The organism is Williamsia sp. Y853 (assembly GCF_056786495.1).
Window position 1 is genome coordinate 1,357,224 of sequence record NZ_JBXCJC010000001.1, and the last position, 17,604, is coordinate 1,374,827.

Annotated in this window: 14 protein-coding genes; 8 read left to right on the top strand and 6 right to left on the bottom strand. The window is 64.3% G+C overall.

Annotated features, from left to right (window positions below; genetic code table 11):
* The first annotated feature begins 127 nt into the window (after positions 1-127).
* The 3 genes from AC1TPF_RS06435 (at position 128) to AC1TPF_RS06445 (ending at position 3,951) form a co-directional block, all read left to right on the top strand.
* Complete coding sequence (locus AC1TPF_RS06435) at positions 128-931, top strand: GntR family transcriptional regulator (RefSeq protein ID WP_482135949.1); 804 nt, start codon at positions 128-130, stop codon at positions 929-931.
* Positions 932-1,080: 149 nt separating this feature from the next.
* Positions 1,081-2,472: an MFS transporter gene (locus AC1TPF_RS06440; protein WP_482135948.1), complete on the top strand. Its 1,392-nt coding sequence runs from the start codon at positions 1,081-1,083 to the stop codon at positions 2,470-2,472.
* 159 nt (positions 2,473-2,631) lie between these two features.
* Positions 2,632-3,951 (top strand): M23 family metallopeptidase, encoded by a 1,320-nt coding sequence (locus AC1TPF_RS06445; RefSeq protein WP_482143144.1) that lies wholly within the window; start codon positions 2,632-2,634, stop codon positions 3,949-3,951.
* A 41-nt stretch (positions 3,952-3,992) separates the two neighbouring features.
* Here AC1TPF_RS06445 and AC1TPF_RS06450 read toward each other — a convergent pair whose 3' ends face one another.
* From AC1TPF_RS06450 to AC1TPF_RS06475, 6 genes are all read right to left on the bottom strand, one after another.
* A complete protein-coding gene (locus AC1TPF_RS06450) occupies positions 3,993-5,207 on the bottom strand; it encodes a M20 family metallopeptidase (RefSeq protein WP_482143146.1) in 1,215 nt (404 codons plus the stop codon).
* Positions 5,204-6,439, bottom strand: coding sequence for an aminotransferase-like domain-containing protein (locus AC1TPF_RS06455; protein ID WP_482143148.1), 1,236 nt, complete (start codon positions 6,437-6,439; stop codon positions 5,204-5,206). Before AC1TPF_RS06455 ends, AC1TPF_RS06450 begins: the two co-directional genes overlap by 4 nt.
* A gap of 22 nt (positions 6,440-6,461) precedes the next feature.
* Entirely contained in the window at positions 6,462-7,661 is a 1,200-nt protein-coding gene (locus AC1TPF_RS06460; RefSeq protein ID WP_482135944.1) for a M24 family metallopeptidase, read from the bottom strand.
* Between the two features lie 64 nt (positions 7,662-7,725).
* The gene (locus tag AC1TPF_RS06465) at positions 7,726-9,195 is read right to left on the bottom strand and encodes an NAD-dependent succinate-semialdehyde dehydrogenase (RefSeq protein ID WP_482144040.1); all 1,470 of its coding nucleotides are present in this window, start codon (positions 9,193-9,195) and stop codon (positions 7,726-7,728) included.
* 35 nt (positions 9,196-9,230) lie between these two features.
* The gene (locus tag AC1TPF_RS06470) at positions 9,231-12,263 is read right to left on the bottom strand and encodes an FAD-binding and (Fe-S)-binding domain-containing protein (protein WP_482143150.1); all 3,033 of its coding nucleotides are present in this window, start codon (positions 12,261-12,263) and stop codon (positions 9,231-9,233) included.
* Between the two features lie 8 nt (positions 12,264-12,271).
* A complete protein-coding gene (locus tag AC1TPF_RS06475) occupies positions 12,272-13,534 on the bottom strand; it encodes an aspartate aminotransferase family protein (RefSeq protein ID WP_482135942.1) in 1,263 nt (420 codons plus the stop codon).
* 219 nt (positions 13,535-13,753) lie between these two features.
* Here AC1TPF_RS06475 and AC1TPF_RS06480 point away from each other — a divergent pair, with 219 nt between their 5' ends.
* From AC1TPF_RS06480 to AC1TPF_RS06500, 5 genes are all read left to right on the top strand, one after another.
* Positions 13,754-14,743: a D-2-hydroxyacid dehydrogenase gene (locus AC1TPF_RS06480; RefSeq protein WP_482137267.1), complete on the top strand. Its 990-nt coding sequence runs from the start codon at positions 13,754-13,756 to the stop codon at positions 14,741-14,743.
* A 95-nt stretch (positions 14,744-14,838) separates the two neighbouring features.
* Complete coding sequence (locus AC1TPF_RS06485) at positions 14,839-15,315, top strand: hypothetical protein (protein WP_482135941.1); 477 nt, start codon at positions 14,839-14,841, stop codon at positions 15,313-15,315.
* Between the two features lie 94 nt (positions 15,316-15,409).
* On the top strand, positions 15,410-16,333 hold the full coding sequence (locus tag AC1TPF_RS06490) for a hypothetical protein (protein ID WP_482143151.1): 924 nt from the start codon (positions 15,410-15,412) through the stop codon (positions 16,331-16,333).
* The gene (pyrE, locus tag AC1TPF_RS06495) at positions 16,326-16,892 is read left to right on the top strand and encodes an orotate phosphoribosyltransferase (protein WP_482135939.1); all 567 of its coding nucleotides are present in this window, start codon (positions 16,326-16,328) and stop codon (positions 16,890-16,892) included. Before AC1TPF_RS06490 ends, pyrE begins: the two co-directional genes overlap by 8 nt.
* On the top strand, positions 16,893-17,552 hold the full coding sequence (locus tag AC1TPF_RS06500) for a TrmH family RNA methyltransferase (protein WP_482135938.1): 660 nt from the start codon (positions 16,893-16,895) through the stop codon (positions 17,550-17,552).
* Positions 17,553-17,604: the final 52 nt, after the last annotated feature.

Consider the following 17,604-nt stretch of genomic DNA (forward strand, 5'->3'; position numbering starts at 1 on the left):
CAACAATCGACCAAGATGCGGGTTTGTCGACCGCCTGCCCGTCGTCTGCAGATGGTCGGACCGCGGGCTGCAATGATGTCTCGATGGGCGGCGCATGTGGTGAAACATTGACCTATCAGAGGGTGGAATGATGTCCGACCCCACAAAACCTCCATTTTCGGCCCGCCCGGAACCGGCTCGCAAGCGCTCGGCGCGTTCCCGTGTCCTCCAGCCGCTGGTGCAGGAATCGACGCCGGCGATCATTGCGCGACAGTTGCGTAATGCCATCGCGAGTGGAGATTTTCCGCCGGGCTGCCAGCTGACGGAATCCGGGCTTGCCGCCGAACTCGGGGTCAGTCGTGGCCCGCTTCGCGAGGCGATGCAGCGGCTGACCCAGGAAGGCCTGCTGGTCAGCCACCGTAACCGCGGCCTGTTTGTGATCACCATGGACGACGGCGACATACGTGACATGTATGTGGCCCGCACCGCGGTGGAACGGGCTGCGCTCGAACAGGTGATACTACGAACTCCTGATGAAGCGGCTGCGGTCCTGTCCGACTGTGTCGCGGACATGGAACGCTATGCCGACGAGCCGAACGGTCCGCAGATTGCGGACGCTGACATGGCGTTTCACCATGCACTGGTCGAACAGTCCGGCAGCCCGCGACTGTCGCGGTTGCACGAGACGATTCTGGTGGAGACCCGGATGTGCCTTGGTGCGATGCGCGGAACGTATGTGTCGGCGCAGGAACGGATCGCCGAACACCGCCGGATCGTCGAAGCGATCGAGGCGCGTGACATGAAGGTTGCCGATGATGTAATGATCGAACACATGCGAGATGGGCTCAATCGAATCATTGCCGAACCGGGTGCGGTGTCTCAGTTTCCCGGCGCGGCCATCGATCCGAGCCCCAACGTACCCGTGAACCCGCTACCGGGTTCACGTACCTGATCGGCGGCTGGCGCTGATCAACCCCCTGAGGAGGAAGTCACAGAAGACAAGATCAACATTTTTGCTCTCAAGAACCGGGAGTAGATGCTTTTGTGGGCCTCGAAGACACCGAGATTGATTGAATGTCTTCAGTTTTGAGGGAGGTATCGATGAGCCCAGATTTACAGAAAACGACGTCCGCAGTACCACCGGGTTTCCCGGATCCGGATTCGCCGGAAGGCAAGAAGCTCCTACGCAAGGCAATTGGCGCGTCCGCCATCGGCAACGCGACCGAATGGTATGACTACGGCGTCTATGCCGCGACCACCACCTATCTGACCCAGGCGTTCTTTCCTGGTGATCTCGGCACGATCGGCACGATGCTCGGCTTTGCCGTCTCGTTTGCGCTCCGTCCGCTCGGCGGCATGGTCTGGGGTCCGATCGGTGACCGGATCGGCCGAAAAGCAGTGTTGGCCATGACCATTCTGCTGATCTCCGGCGCGACCGCCCTGATCGGACTGTTGCCATCGCATGCGGTCGCCGGAGTGTGGGCCCCCATCCTGCTGATTTCATTGCGGGTGGTCCAGGGCTTCTCGACCGGTGGTGAATACGGCGGCGCCGCAACATTCATGGCCGAGTATGCGCCCGACAAGAAGCGTGGCAAATACGGCAGCTTCCTGGAGTTCGGAACGCTCGGCGGGTTCGTGATGGGTACCGCTTTCGTGCTGGTCTTGGAGCTGTTCCTCAGTGACGATCAGATGTACGAGTGGGGCTGGCGGGTGCCATTCCTGTTCGCCCTGCCGCTGGGTTTGATCGGCCTGTACCTGCGCAGTCAGATGAACGACACCCCGGTGTTCACCGAGATGGAGGACAAAGACCAGATCGAGGGTTCGCCGTGGCAGGCGTTCAAGGACCTGCTGACGAACTACTGGCAGCCCATTCTGGTGATGTTCGGTTTGGTGATCGCTCTCAACGTGGCGAACTACACGTTGCTCGCCTACCAGCCGACATACCTGAAGACCACCATCGGCATGTCCGAGAAGACCGGAACGATGGTCATTCTCATCGGTGAGCTGGCAATGATGGCCTGTATTCCGTTCTTTGGGGCCTGGTCGGACAAGATCGGACGAAAACCCATGTGGTGGGGTTCGCTGATCGGTCTCTTCGTGTTCGCGTTGCCGATGTACTGGTTGATGGGACAGGGATTCGGCTGGGCCATCATCGGTTTCCTGGTGTTGGGGCTCTTGTACATCCCACAGCTGGCGACGATCTCGGCAACATTCCCGGCGATGTTCCCCACACAGGTTCGCTACGCGGGATTCGCGATCTCCTACAACGTGGCCACGGCCGCGTTCGGTGGTACCGCGCCGCTGATCAACGACGCGGTGACGGCCAACGATGGCTGGGAGCTGTTCCCGGCCGGCTACATGATGTTGGCCTGTGCCGTCGGCATGATCGCGCTGCCGTTCTTGCGCGAGACCGCAGGCGTCTCGATTCGCGGAACGGATGTTCCCGGAGAAGAAACCGAAGTCGAGCGAAAGCTAACTGCCGATTCAGTCTGAGCGACTGACGATTTCAAACGGGGCTCGATCGCCTATTGGCGATCGGGCCCCGTTTCTCATGGATTGAATAGGCGCACCGGTGGGGGTTTCGCCCGACTTTTGATCAGCAAGAATGCCAACTGGTATGTTTCGGGCCAACTTCTAGAAACCGGAGTATTTGTGAGAGTCAGCCGCGTACCCACCATCATTGCCGCGCTTGTGGTCTCGGTCGCGTTGGTCGCGTCCGGCTGCTCGACCGATTCCGACGCCGCTGACTCGACCACAACAACCGCGCCCCCGCCTGCAGGCTCGGTCGCCGGAGTGACTGTGCCGGATGCGTTCACCGCCATCACGGTGAATACGATCGGGAACTCGCCCCTTCCGTTCCGGGGTACGGACGGCAAGTATCACATCGCCTATGATCTGCTGCTCACCAACGCCACCGCGGTACCCGCGACCCTGGACAAGATCGATGTTGTCGACGCCACTGATCCGACCAAGATAATCGCGAGCTTCTCCGGTGCAGCGCTCGTCGATCGGAATTGCGACTACGGGGACTGCAACCGGTTGCGCGACCTGCCTGCGGGCTACGTCGACAGCAATGCGATTGCGCCGCAGGAGAGCCGGGTCGTGTTCATCGACTTCGCACTCGATTCACTCGGCGACGCGCCCAAGGCTCTGCTGCATCATCTGTACGGGACCGGGTCTGCCTCACCGGCTTTCGGGGCTCCGGGACCGATCAACTACCTGACCACGCCGTTGACGCTCTCCACCGAGACCGTGCCGGTCATTTCGCCGCCGGTGCATGGCACCAACTGGATCGCGCTCAACGGATGTTGCGAGCCCGGATTTCCGCACCGCAGTTCGCTGATGTCGCTCAACGGAAAACTCAACAACAGCCAACGCTTCGCGATCGACTGGAAGCGGGTCAACGACCAGGGTGAGTTCTACACCGGTGACAAGACCAGCAACGAGAGCTACGTGGACTACGGCAGCGAGATCCTTGCCGTCGCCGATGCCACGGTGGTCTCCATACTCGACGGCCTCGACGCGAATGCGCCCGGGATCCTGCCGGCAAGTGACCCGACACTGGCGGCGAAGTTGACCGTCGAAAACGTCGACGGCAACCACGTGATCCTCGATCTCGGCGGAGGTGTGTACGCCATGTACGCGCATATGATCTCGGGATCGCTGACGGTCAAACCCGGTGACAAGGTGACCGAGGGCCAGGTCATCGGAAAGCTGGGCAACACCGGCAACGCCAACGCGTCTCATCTGCACTTTCAGCTCATGAACGGTCCGAGTCTGCTCGGATCGGACTCATTGCCCTACGTGTTCAAGAGCTTCGACTACGACGGCCAGGTGGCGCCGCAACAGATCGCTGACGCCGACAGCTACCTGACCGGAATGTTCCTGCAGGGCAAACTCGGGAGCCCCGAACCCCGCAAGGACGAGCTCCCGCTGAACCTCGCGATCGTGAATTTCCCCAAGACCGACTGACTTCGCGCTGCAACCAAGCCGTTGATCGTGCTGAAAGTTCTTCAGAGCAGGCGTAAAGCCAGTAGTGCGTAAGCTTTTGCGGCTGTCACCAATTCGGTGATCGACACAGACTCGTCGGGTCGGTGGGCTTGATCGCCAAGCCCACCCGGCCCCAGCACGATGGCCGGGATGCCGAGGTCGCGACTGATGAATCCTCCGTCGCAGGCGGCTGTCCATCCGGTGATGGTGGTGCTACCGCCTGCGTCGACCACCGCTGCGGAGGCGTGGGAGACCAGCCGATGGGCAGGGTCGGTCTCGAAGCCCGGCATGGCCATGGTGACCTCGACCTCGGCAGTGATGCCGTCGCGATCGATACCCGCCTCGGCGATTGCGCTGCGCAGCCAGTCGGCGACCTCGTGAGCGTCTTCGGCGGGCATCAGCCGGCGATCGAAGCTGACGGTGGCGGTCGGTGCCACCACCGAAATACCCTGTCCGCCAGTGATGAGTCCGGTGTTCCAGCTGCCGCAGCCCAAGAGGGGATCGAGCCGCTGCGATAGCGTGCGCTGGTTGACCCGAACCAGGTCGATGATCGCGGCGGCGGCATCAATGGCATTGCGGCCGTCCGAAGGCCGACCGGAATGCGCTGCGCGGCCGGTTATCCGAACCTCGAGGTACGACGCCCCGCGGCAGGCGATCACGGTTTCCAGATCGGTCGGCTCGGCCACCACACATCCGGCAAAGGTGTGTGCCGAATTGCGGGCGACGAAGTCGCGGATACCAATTCCCAGATCTTCTTCATCAACCGTGCAGGCCAATTGAACCGGCCCGGGCAGCTGATGCCCCGATCGGGCGAGCGCTGCCATCGACATCAGTGCTGCTGCCAGACCACCTTTCATGTCGGTGGAACCGCGACCGTAGATGCGTCCTTCGTCGACCTGGGAGTGGAACGGAGAACGTGTCCACTCCTCACCGGCCGGCACGACGTCCGAATGCCCCAGGATCAACAGTCCGGGTCCGTCGCCGGTTCCGGTGGTGGTGGCCGTCAGATTCGGCCTTCCGGGTTCGACGTCCCAGGTCTGCACGTCGAACCCCAAGGACCGGGCGGACTGTTCGAGTACCTCGACGGTCAATTGCTCGGTGCCGCCCGGGTTCTCACCGCCGGCATCGATCAGTGACCGGGTCAGGTCGACGAGTTCTGATTCGTCGACCAGTGCCAGCACCTGCGCCTCGATGTCGGAGACGGCTGCCGACGTGGCGATACCCGAGAGGTCCGTCACGAGGCGGCCACCGCCAGATCCAGCGCGCTCTTCAGCCGGCGAACACCCACATCGATCCGGTCCGGCGTACTCGATGCAAAGCACAGTCGCAGCGCGTTCCCGAAATGTCCGGCAGGGGAGAGTGCGGGACCGGGGATGAATGCCACGCCCTGTGCCAGCGCGATCTCGAAGAGTTCGCGGGTATCGACTTCGGCGTACTTACCCGCCAGCGTGACCCACAGGAAGAAGCCGCCGTCAGGGTTGGTGGTCGAGAAGTCTTCGCCGAGATACCTGTTCAGGGACGAGATCATGGCATCGCGCCGGATACGGTAGAGGCTGCGCAGGGCGACCAGATGGGCATCGAGGCCTCCGCGTGAGATGTACTCGGCGACGATGTGCTGGTTCGGCACGTTGGTGCACGTGTCCATCGCCTGCTTGCCGTTGATCAGTAGCTGCCGCAACGCCGGGTCCGCGTCGACCCAGCCCACGCGCCACCCGGGAGCCAGGATCTTCGAGAACGTCCGCACCGAGAACAGCAGCGGGTCGTCGGGGCTCAGGGTCCGGAAGGTCGGGATGTCCTCACCGGAAAACCGAAGCAGCGCATAGGGATCATCATCGATGATCACCGCGCCCCACTTGTGGGCCAGTTCGAGCAGCGCCTTGCGTCGCTCCAACGACAACGTCACGCCCGACGGGTTCTGGAAGTTGGGGATCGTATAGATGGCCTTGGGCGTGCGACCGGTGCGGGCGACGAGGTCGGGGAGCCGGTCGACAAGCATGCCCTCGTCGTCAACCGGAACCTCGAGGAGCTGCGCGCCGTACGACAACGCGGTGGCACTGCCGTTGGTGTACGTGGGGGATTCGGTGATCACCAGATCGCCGGGATCGATGAACAACTTGCAGGCCAGGTCGAGTCCCTGCATGCCGCCGGTCGTGATGACCAAACGATCCTCACTGGACGGATCCGGCGTGCCGGCAAGGTATTTCACCAGCAGGTCCAGCAATCGCGGTTCACCCTCGGAGGCCCCGTAGGTGAACGACGTGTGATCGAGGATGCTGCCTGCGATCTCGCGGAACTCGTCGGCAGGTACCGCCTCGTCGGCAGGCGAGCCCATGGCGAAGCGCACGATGTCATGTTTTTGCGCGGCGAGAAGCGATGTCGACGAATCGATCATCGACCCCACCAGATCCTTGGCCCGGTCGGCGAGTGGGAATGTGGGTGCCCCAACGAGCGGGAGTTCGGTTGCGGTCATGCGTTTTCCTCTCACTTTCCGATCAGCTCGCTTTCCTGATCAGTTCTCTGGGGAAGCTGGTGAATGTCTCCACGCCGGTGGCGCTGACGCGTACCGATTCGGACAGTTCGAATCCGTAGCCGTCCATCCACATTCCGCAGACGATGTGGAAGGTCATGTTCTCTTGGAGGAACGTTTCGTCCTCGGTGCGGATGCTGATGGTCCGCTCGCCCCAGTCCGGCGGATACCCGATGCCGATGGAATAGCCGAGCCGGGAATGCTTTTCGAGGCCGTACTTCGCGAGGGTCCAGTTCCAGGTCGATGCGAGTTCGCGGGTGGCCACGCCCGGGGCGATGGCGTCGAGAACATTGTTCAGGCCTTCGGCGGTGGCTCCCGCGACGTAGTCGACGTCTTTGTCGACCGGGCCAAGGGCCACCGTGCGGGCCAGTGGGCAGTGGTATCGGTTGTGGGCTCCGCTGAGTTCCACGACCACCGCCTCACCACGGACGAACGTGCCCTGATTCCAGGTCAGGTGTGGGGTGTCGGCGGCCGCTCCGGTGGGCATCATCGGGACGATCGCCGGATAGTCGCCACCGAACTTGTCGGTGCCGGTGATCTGCGCCTGCGAGATGGCCGCTGCCGCATCACATTGGCGCACCCCGATGTCGATGGTGTCGATGGCGGCGCGCATCGCCTCCGAGCACACCATCCCGGCCTGGCGCATCAACTGGATCTCCGCATCGGACTTGACGGAACGCACCCAGTTGACGAGTTCGAAGCAGTCGACGAGCTTCCACTCGGGTATCGCATTGACCAGCGTGCGATATGCCTTGGGCGAGAAGAAGTGTGAATCCATCTCCAGCCCCACCGAGCCGCCCCGTGACGCGGGTGCGATGAGATGCCGCTGGCGCAGCGCAAATGCCACCCAGTCGAACGGATGAACATGTGGCCGGTGCACATAGTTTTCCGGGTATCCGACGATCTGCTCCGGCGGCAGCCAGGTGGTGCGGTGGGCGCCGTGGGCGTCCATCTCCCGCGCGAAGAACACCATGTCGCCGTCCATCGGCACGAACAGCATCTGCGGTGTGTAGAACGACCAGGCGTTGTACCCGATGAGATAGAAAATGTTGGCCGGGTCGGTCACGATGATCGCCGACAAACCCTGGCGGTCCATCAGGGTTCGTACCCCGGTGAGCCGGGTCTGGTACTCGGTGTCGCTGAACAACTTGGATCCGAGATACATCTGTTGGCACCTCCCTCTGCTGTCGAATCATCATGCGGCCCTGCGATTGTCCGCTGGCGGATCGTCAGGTCCGTGGAATGGCCAGGTATTTGATCTCGAGGAACTCATCGATGCCGATCCGTCCACCCTCGCGGCCCAGGCCCGACTGCTTGACGCCACCGAATGGTGCCGCGGGATTCGAGACCAGGCCGGTGTTCAGGCCCACCATCCCGACCTCCAGTCCGGCGGACATCCGCAGTCCACGGTCGATGTCCTGGGTGAACAGATAACCGACCAGACCCCAGGGGGTGTCATTGGCCAACTCCAGGACCTCGTCTTCGGTGTCGTAAGGGATGATCGGCGCGACCGGACCGAAGATCTCGGTGCTCATCAACTCCGACTGCGGGTCGACATCGGACAACACCGTCGGCGGATAGAAGTAGCCGGCAGTCTCTGATCCATCCGGGTCCCTGCCGCCGCCGCCGCACACTACCGTGGCGTCGCGGGCTACGGCGTCGGCGACCAGTTCCCGAACCTTGTCGACCGCTTTGCGTTCCACCAGCGGCCCGACGTCGGTGCCGTCTGCGGCACCGTCACCGACCCGCAGTGCGCCCATCTTCGCGGCCAGCCGGGTCGCGAACTCGCCTGCGACGCTTCGGTGCACGAACAACCGGTTGGCTGCGGTGCAGGCCTCACCCATGTTGCGCATCTTCGCGACCATCGCACCGTCGACGGCCTTGTCGAGGTCGGCATCTTCACAGACGATGAACGGTGCGTTGCCGCCGAGTTCCATCGATGTCCGCATCACCGTTCGGGATGCCTGTTCCAGCAGCAGTTTTCCCACTTGGGTGGAACCGGTGAAGCTGACCTTGCGGGCCAGTCCGCTGTCCATCCAGGTCTCGACAACCGAGCCCGGCTCGTCCGTGGTCACGATGTTCAGGACGCCCGCCGGTAGTCCGGCGATGGTGAGGATCTCGGTCAGCGCAAGGGCGGTCAGCGGAGTCAGTTCGGCGGGTTTGAACACCATGGTGCATCCGGCGGCGATGGCCGGACCGATCTTGCGGGTGCCCATCGCCAGCGGGAAGTTCCACGGCGTGATCAGAATGCACGGTCCCACCGGCTCTTTGGTGACAATGATGCGATTGCGGCCATCACCGGTGGTGGTGTGGCCACCGTCGATCCGCACCGCCTCCTCGGAGAACCACCGGAAGAACTCTGCGGCGTAAGCGACCTCACCCTTGGCCTCGGCCAGTGGCTTGCCCATCTCGGTGGTCATGATCAGGGCCAGATCATCCTGCCGGGCGAGGATGAGTTCATATGCTCGGCGCAGGATCTCGCTGCGCTCGCGGGGAGATGTCGCGGCCCAGGCCTTCTGATGCTTGGCGGCGCTGTTGATCGCGGCTGCGGCGTCGGCAGCTCCGCCCTTGGCGACCTTCGCGATTCGCTGACCGGTGGCCGGGTTCTCGACGTCGAAGGTCTCGCCGGACGCTGCCGGTACCCACTGCCCGTCGATGAACAGCGCGGTGGGAATCGATCCGATCAGACCGGCGGCCAGAGCCTTTCGGTCCGTACTCAGTACTGGGGACGCTGTCACGTTGTACCTCCTTCAATCGTGCTCTGTTGCGGGGTCTCGGCTGCGGATGTTGCGGGGGCGAGCAACTCGGCCAGATGCACGGATCGGACCTCGGGAACGGTTGCGTCGGTGGCGGCGAGATGCGAAACCGCCATCGCGCAACTGAATCCATCGGTCAGTACCGGCGTGTGGGCGGCTCGCGTTCGCAGGGCCGGCGCGAGAGCCTGCTCGGCCACACCCATGCTGACGTCGTAGTGGCCCTTCTCGAAGCCGAAGTTACCTGCCACGCCGCAGCAACCGTCGGCCTGGTGGACGGTGGTGGCACCGAGGCGACTCAGCACCGCGGTTTGGGTATTCGGTCCGAATGTGCTGTATTCGTGGCAGTGCGTCTGGACCGTCACCTCGGCGGGGAGTGGAATCGGTGGTTGCCATCCGTTGTCGAGGAGCGCTCCGATCTCGGTGGCAAAGCTGCGGACCCGGGCGGCAACCCTTTTGGCCGCGTCGGTGTGCACGAGCTCGGGGAGGTCCTTGCGCAGGGCGGCAGCGCAACTCGGCTCGGGGACGACGATCGGCCGGTCGGTCCCGTCGTCGAGCGCAAGTGCGGTGCGTTCGAGTACCTTTTTCGCACGTCCGAGTTGGCCGGTGGAGATCCAGGTCAGTCCACAGCAGTTGTCCGACTCGCAACTGACCGTCCGGTCGGCGCTGCCCAGCACGTCGGCGACCGCGGCCGCGACCTGCGGCCGGAATGCCCTGGTGAACGAATCGACGAACAGGACGGTGTCGGCGCAGGGATCGGTTCCGAGCCCGGACATCGAGGTCCGGACCTGTTTGCGGGTGGAGAACGCAGGCATGGTGCGCCGGGGATCGATGCCACCGGCTTTCGCGGCGACCCGGGCAAGGGGGCCGGACAGTGATTTGTTGATCAGCGGTGCCAGGGGCGCAGCGGCTTTCAGCCAGGCAGGCATCCACCCAAGCGAGTAGTGCGACAAGGGTCGCACCCGGCCCCGGTAGTAGTTGGAGAAGAACTCCGACTTGTAGGTGGCCATGTCGACCCCGACCGGGCAATCGGTGGAACAGGCCTTGCACGACAGGCACAGATCGAGGGCTTCGCGCGAATCCTCATCGCGCCAGCCTGCTTTGATGTCCGGTGCGGTGCGGACCATCTCCTGGAGCACCCGGGCGCGGCCGCGGGTGGAGTCCTTCTCGTCTCCGGTGGCGCGATAGCTCGGACACATCACGCCACCGGACGCCGATCGGCATCGCCCGACGCCGATGCATCCCTGAACGGCATGCACAAACGGGTCGAGGCCGGGTTTGCCACCGTCGGCAAGCCCGGGTGTCCCGAGATCGAATGTCGTCTTCCAGAGCCGATCCGGCACATCGGCGAGTGCGAGATTGTCGTCGATCCGATCCGGGTCGACAATGCTGCCGGGGTTGAGGATTCCGGCCGGATCCCAGATCCTCTTGAAGTCGGAGAACGCCGAGATGAGTTCGGGTGAGTACATGATCGGCAGGAACTCGGAACGCGACCGGCCGTCGCCGTGCTCACCGGAGAGTGAACCACCATGCGCGACAACCAGTTCTGCGGCCTCGGTGCAGAAGCGGCGCATCGCGGCGCGACCCGCCGTACTGCGGAGATCGAACGTGATGCGCACATGCATGCAGCCGGCACCGAAGTGCCCGTACATCACGCCGGTCAGACCATGCCGGTCGAGGAGTTGCTCGAACCCCTCGAGATACTCGGCCAGGTTCTCCGGTGCCACGGCGGAATCCTCCCAGCCGGGCCAGGATTCATAGGATCCGCCGTGTCCGCCTTCTTCGGGCGCGACGTCCTCGGGTTCGACCAGTCTCGACGAGAGTCCGGCGCCGTCCTCGCGGATTCGCCAGAGTGAGAGTCGCTGGGAGGGGTCGGGGACAGTGCGTCCGTCGACGAGACGGCCGTTGGCGCGGAGTTTGTCGAGCAGGGCCAGAGCTGCTTCCTGCGGGTCGTCGGAGACGAAGCCGGAGGCGGAGCTCGACCATTTCAACGCACTTTCTTCGTCGAGGTCGACGTAGAGCCAGGCATTTCCGTCGGGAAGGCCGACGATCGAGTCGTCGCCGCGGCGGGCCCGCATGGTCGCGACGATCCGTTCGTCGATTCCTTCGATCGCGGACGGTGCGAATTCGAGGAGGGTCGGGACGTCGCGGGCGGCGTCGACCACGTTGCGGTAGCCAAGGGCGAGTAACAGTGGGCGGGTGGCCGACGGGACCAGCCGGACGGTGGCCGAGACGACGATCGCACAGGTTCCCTCGGTTCCTACGAGTGCCCGGGCTACGTCGAAACCGTTCTCCGGCAGAAGTTTTGCGAGGTGATAGCCCGAGACCTGACGTGGTATGCGCTCCATCTCGGTCCGGATCGCGCCCAGATGCGACGACGTCAGTTCGCTTAGGCGAGTGGAGATTTCGACAGCGCGATCGGTCGCGGCAATGTCTGATGGGTCAGTGGCAACCAGTCCGGTGCGGGTCGCGGTCAGTTGCAGTCCATCCGCGGTGACCAGGTGCAGTGATTCGACGTGATCGGTGGTCCGGCCGTGGCGGACCGAATGATTGCCGCACGCGTCGTTGGCGATGGCACCGCCCAGGGTTGCCCGTGATTGGCTCGACGGGTCGGGGGCAAACGTGAGCGAGCCACCGGTGGCTTCGCGGACCTCGCCCTGCAGCGCGGTCAGGACGATCCCGGCCTGGGCGACCGCGCTGCGTTGTTCGGCGTCCACGTCCAGCGTGCGGTTCATGTGGCGCGAGAAGTCGAGGATCACCCCGGTACCGATCGCGTTCCCGCCCATGCCCGTTCCACCACCACGCGCGGTCAGGGTGAGCTCGTTGCGATGGCAATACGCCGCAACCGCCGCGACCTCGGACGCGCTACGAGGGAACACCACAACCAGCGGTCGCAGACGATAGTTCGACGCGTCGTACGCGTATTCGGTTCGCCTGCGCGATGAGGCATCGGCGCTCAGGCCGAGAGCGGTCAGGTCGGCGCAGATGTGGTCGGGGGAGGGGGCCAGATCCATGACCCCCACTATCCAAGGGTCGCGGTCAGAGCGGCTTCGAACCTGTTCAAACCGGTGGCGATCTCGTCTTCGGTGACCACCAGCGCCGGGATGAGGCGGACCACGTTGCCCATCGGACCGCAGGTCAGGGTGAGCAACCGCTCGGGTATGCAGGCCTGCTGCACGGCCGCGGCGGCAGCGGCGTCAGGTGCACCGGCGGCGTCGACGAACTCGATGCCCGCCATCAACCCGAGGCCACGGACGTTTCCGATCTCACCGAATTTCGGGGCGAGTTCGGTCAAGCCCGCCAGCATCTGGTCGCCACGCACCCGGGCGTTGTCGACCAGGTTTTCTTCGGCGATGACCTCGAGGGTCGCAACACCGGCAGCGGCCGCGACCGCATTGCCGCCGTAGGTGCCGCCCTGCGATCCGGGCCAGGCCTTGGCCATCAGCGCCTCCGGGGCTGCGATGGCCGAGATCGGGAATCCGGACGCGAGGCCCTTGGCGGTGATGAGGATGTCGGGGGTCAGGCCGTCGGTGTGCTGGTGGCCCCAGAACTTTCCGGTCCGTCCGATGCCTGCCTGCACCTCGTCGAGGATGAAGACGATGCCGTACTTGTCTGCGCGTTCGCGCAACCCGGTGAGGAATGCCGGCGGGGTGGGCAGGTAGCCGCCATCGCCGAGTACGGGCTCGATCAGGAATGCCGCGGTGTCATCGGGGGCGACGCGGGAGGCGAAGAGGTAGTCGAGTTCGCGGAGTGCGAAGTCGACGGTGGTCGCCTCGTCCCAGCCGTAGCGATAGGCGTAGGGGAACGGGGCCATGTGGACACCGCCCATCAGCGGTGAGAAGCCGGCGGAGAACCGGGTGCCGGCGGTGGTCAGGGTCGCCGCGGCGACTGTGCGTCCGTGAAAACCGCCCTGGAACACCACGATGTTGGGGCGCCCGGTGGCCATGCGGGCCAGTCGTACGGCGGCTTCGACGGCTTCGGAACCGGAGTTCGCGTAGAACACCGAATCCAGGCCATCCGGAAGATGTTCACCGAGCTTGTCGGTGAGTTCGAGCAGCGGCTTGTGCATCACGGTGGTGTACTGCGCATGGATGATCTTGCCGCACTGTTCTTGCGCTGCGGCAACCACTTTCGGATGGCAGTGGCCCGTACTGGTGACACCGATACCGGTGGTGAAGTCGAGATAGTCGACGCCGTCGGTGCCGTGAATCCACGACCCGTACGCATGGTCGACGACGACTGGTGTCGCCTGTTTCAGCGCGGGGCTCAACTTGGTGGGGCTCATTCGTACACCGTGACGCCAGATTGCAGGATTGTCAACAATTAGACAGTTGCGGTCGAGGATGTTGGGTCACTGCCCTAACGTGGCCACATGGGACTTGGCCACAACACGACTCGGCACAATGCGACCCCTCACAAGGCGACCCCTCACAAGGCGACCCCGCACAAGGCGAGTCGGCAGAACGCGACTCGGCAGGAATCCGCGAGGCGGCCGGTTGTTGCGATCGTGAGCCGCGAGGGACTGGAGGAACCCGCCAACCTGGCGCAGATCCGTGAGGTCGCCGAGGTGCGCATGTGCACCACCGCGAGCCTGGGTGCCGCACTGGCAGACGGACAAGGTGCCGATGTCCTGCTCCTCTGGGATTTCTTCTCCACGGCGCTGCGGGACAACTGGGCGCATGCGAAGGCCTTGCGGTGGGTGCACGTGTGCGCCGCAGGCGTCGACGCGATGTTGTTCGACGAATTGCGGTCGTCGCAGGTCACCGTCACCAATGCCCACGGCGTGTTCGACGGGCCGATCGCCGAGTTCGTGCTGGGTTCGATCATCGCCCAGGACAAGCAGTTCCACCGGTCCAAACGGCTGCAGCACGAGAAGCGCTGGGAACGTCGCGACACCATCCGGACAGCCGGTCGCAGTGCGCTGGTGATCGGTACCGGAGGGATCGGTCGGGCGGTGGCCCGGTTGCTGCGGGCCGCCGGGCTGCAGGTGACCGGAGCCGGGCGTACCCGACGCGTCGACGATCCGGACTTCGGGACGGTCCTGGTAACCGATGATCTCGCCGGGTATGTCGGACGGTTCGACAACGTCATCACCATCGCCCCGTTGACCGAGAAGACCACCGGGCTGATCAGCGCAGAGGTGCTGGCGGCGATGAAGCCGACCGCGCACCTGATCAACGTCGGCCGGGGTCAGCTCGTCGACGAACGTGCGCTTATCGATGCCCTGCGGTCCGGTTCTCTCGCGGCGGCGTCGCTCGATGTGTTCGAGGTGGAACCACTACCGGAGGCGAACCCACTCTGGGAGATGGAGAACGTCAACGTCTCGGCACATATGAGTGGTGACGTCGTGGGCTGGCGCGATGAACTGGCAGAGCTGTTCCTCGACAATCTGCATAGATATGCGGCGGGGGAGGCGCCGGCCAATGAGGTGGACAAGGCGGTGGGGTACGTGAGAGCCGGCTCAGGAGCGGCCGATGTGCCTGGTCGGGCGTAGGAGTTCGCCGGGTATGTGCGGGCCGGCCGACATGTTTCGCCCAGTTTGTGCCTATTCACAGATGGATCTCAGGCTGGGCTTCTATGTTCGGTCACGTGCCTGAAATCCGACCGCGCTCGACGATTGTCGTGACGTTGTTGTGTGTCGCCGGGCTGGCCGTTGCCGGCGTGGCGCTGGCCTATTGCGTCCACTTGGGCGCGCAGCGCGACGACTCCGGGAATTCCTCGGCGGAGTTCACCTACGTCCCACCGAGCCAGGCCGGATTGAACTCGACCGATGACAGCGCCGAGTCCGATGAACTGCCCGAGCAACTCAAGACCGAGCGGTCGAAGATCATGCTCTGCACGATCGACAACATCAGCGACGAGTTCCTGTCCGTCCACACCCCGGACGGGCGCAAGCACCAACTGACCCTGAGCCCGGACACTCACGTCGAATCCGCGAAGGGCAGCGAGGTGACCGACCTCGCCAAGGGTGACCTGGTGGTGGTCAGAGTGGTCAAGAGTGACGACACCACCACCGTCGACCTCATCGTCGACGGACGCGTATCGGCGTCGATACCCGACAACTGATGACAATGCGGCGCACTGCCGACCGCCGGACACCCCCGACGATTGGTGATCCGTTCACAGGTCAATCGCGGGTGCCACGGTAAGCTGAGCCGTGATGACTGTCGTCTACTTCCTGATCGCCGCAGTGGCGCTGGCCGGTGCCGTTGCACTGCTGTGGCTTGATCGTAAGCGCGTCACCGGCGTACGTCAGGAACGTGCGATCTGGGGTGACCAGCACGGGTTCACATACCGCGCAACCGATCCCGACCTCAAACACGAGTTCGTCCGGGCCGGCATGAACGTCGCCGAGCACATCGAGGTCGAGGATGTCGCCGAGGGAACCTACTACGGCGAAAAGACCCTTGTCTTCGACCTCGCCGAGACGGCCACCATCGTTGCGATCCGGCGTACCACCGCGTCCAGCGTGATCATCGATCTTCGGCACGAGAAGACCCTGGCGCCTGCCGAACCCGACATCGAACTGCTCGGTGCGATGGGCAAGCGGGTGATGTTCTCGAGCAACCTGGATGTGGCGCGGCGCGTCTGCGATCGCCGCATGGTGACGCTGGCCACCAACGCGCCCGACTACATCGAGATCCTGTGGAACGAAGGTGCCTGGTCACTGGGTTCGATGCCGGTCACCAACGACCCTGAGCGTCTCGACACCGCCCTGGAGACCGTGCGCCGCTTCACCGACCTGCTGCGGGTCCTGCCGCCGATCGTCGATCCGCAGGGTGCGCCCGACCCGCGTGATCCGTCCAGTCCGACGGGGCGATCACGCCGTGGCCTCGCCGAACCCCGGACCGAGAGCATTCGCCGCGAAGACCTCCCGCCGCGGCCATCGGGCCGGTCGTCCGGACCCGACGACCGACCCCAGGCCCGTGACGCCGATCCGATCCGCAGGCCGTCGGTGCCCCCGCGCAGCAGCGATCCCGCCGGTCGCAGCCCGCTCCCGCCGATCCGCCAATCGGGCCCGATCCCACGCCAGCCGGGCCCACCCGGCACCACCCCCCGCCGACCTGGAGGACCCGTTGACTGACCCTGTAGCCCCTGAGATCGTTCCCGCCGGTGGGCTCCTCCGGTTGGCCGAACTGGTCAAAGAGTTGGCAGTGGTTCACGGCAAGGTCACGTTGTCGTCGGGTGCCGAAGCCGACTACTACGTCGATCTGCGTCGCGCGACGCTGCACCATGAGGCCTCCGCGCTCATCGGCGCGCTCCTGCGCGAGCTGACCGCCGACTGGGATTACGTCGCGGCAGGCGGACTGACCCTTGGCGCAGACCCGGTGGCCACCGCGATCATGCATGCCCCCGGTCGTCCCATCAATTCATTTGTGGTCCGCAAGACGGCCAAAGCCCATGGCATGCAACGGCAGATCGAAGGCCCCGACATCGTCGGGAAGCGGGTGCTGGTTGTCGAGGACACCACAACCACCGGTAACTCACCGCTGACCGCCGTGCGGGCGCTGCGTGATGCCGGAGCGATCGTGGCGGGTGTGGCCACTGTCGTCGACCGCAATACCGGCGCTGACGCGGTCATCGCGGCCGAAGGCGTGGAATACCGGTCGCTGCTCGGTCTGAGCGACATCGGCCTGGCCTGAGTGGAACAGGAAGCCGGCCCGACAGAGTGGGGTGAACCGGCCGTAGGAGTTGGTCCGTGGACCGACGAATACGGCACCGAGCCACCCACCGACCCGCGCTACGATCCGGAACTGCTCGCCACCGGTGATCGCCGCAATGTGGTTGACGCATACCGATACTGGACGCGGGAAGCGATTGTCGCCGACCTCGACACCCGGCGCCATCCGTTTCATGTGGCCATCGAGAACTTCGGCCACGACGGCAACATCGGCACCGTGGTCCGCACGGCCAACGCCTTCATGGCGCAAGCCGTCCACATCGTCGGGCGCCGCCGGTGGAATCGGCGTGGCGCGATGGTGACAGATCGCTATCAGCATGTGTTGCACCATGAATCGGTCCACGACTTGATGGTCTGGGCTCGGGAGAACCAGCTGTCGGTGGTCGCGGTGGACAACACCCCGGGCTCGGTTCCGCTGGAAACCGCGGATCTTCCGCGCGAATGCGTGCTGCTGTTCGGTCAGGAAGGCCCCGGCGTGAGCCCCGACGCGCAGGAGCAGGCCGACCTGACCGTGTCGATTGCACAGTTCGGATCGACCCGATCCATCAATGCCGGTGTCGCGGCCGGCATCGCCATGCATGCGTGGATCAGCAGGCACGCCGATCTGGATCAGGCCTGGTGATCCGCCACCGGCACCGCGAGTTGACCCTGAAGACTGTCAAATACAGTGGTGC

Excerpts from the sequence above, each read along its gene's own strand:
- AC1TPF_RS06435 (WP_482135949.1), top strand. The coding sequence starts at position 128 with ATGATGTCCGACCCCACAAAACCTCCATTTTCGGCCCGCCCGGAACCG.
- AC1TPF_RS06440 (WP_482135948.1), top strand. The coding sequence starts at position 1,081 with ATGAGCCCAGATTTACAGAAAACGACGTCCGCAGTACCACCGGGTTTC.
- AC1TPF_RS06455 (WP_482143148.1), bottom strand. The coding sequence starts at position 6,439 with ATGACCGCAACCGAACTCCCGCTCGTTGGGGCACCCACATTCCCACTC.
- AC1TPF_RS06460 (WP_482135944.1), bottom strand. The coding sequence starts at position 7,661 with ATGTATCTCGGATCCAAGTTGTTCAGCGACACCGAGTACCAGACCCGG.
- AC1TPF_RS06470 (WP_482143150.1), bottom strand. The coding sequence starts at position 12,263 with ATGGATCTGGCCCCCTCCCCCGACCACATCTGCGCCGACCTGACCGCT.
- AC1TPF_RS06475 (WP_482135942.1), bottom strand. The coding sequence starts at position 13,534 with ATGAGCCCCACCAAGTTGAGCCCCGCGCTGAAACAGGCGACACCAGTC.
- AC1TPF_RS06490 (WP_482143151.1), top strand. The coding sequence starts at position 15,410 with ATGACTGTCGTCTACTTCCTGATCGCCGCAGTGGCGCTGGCCGGTGCC.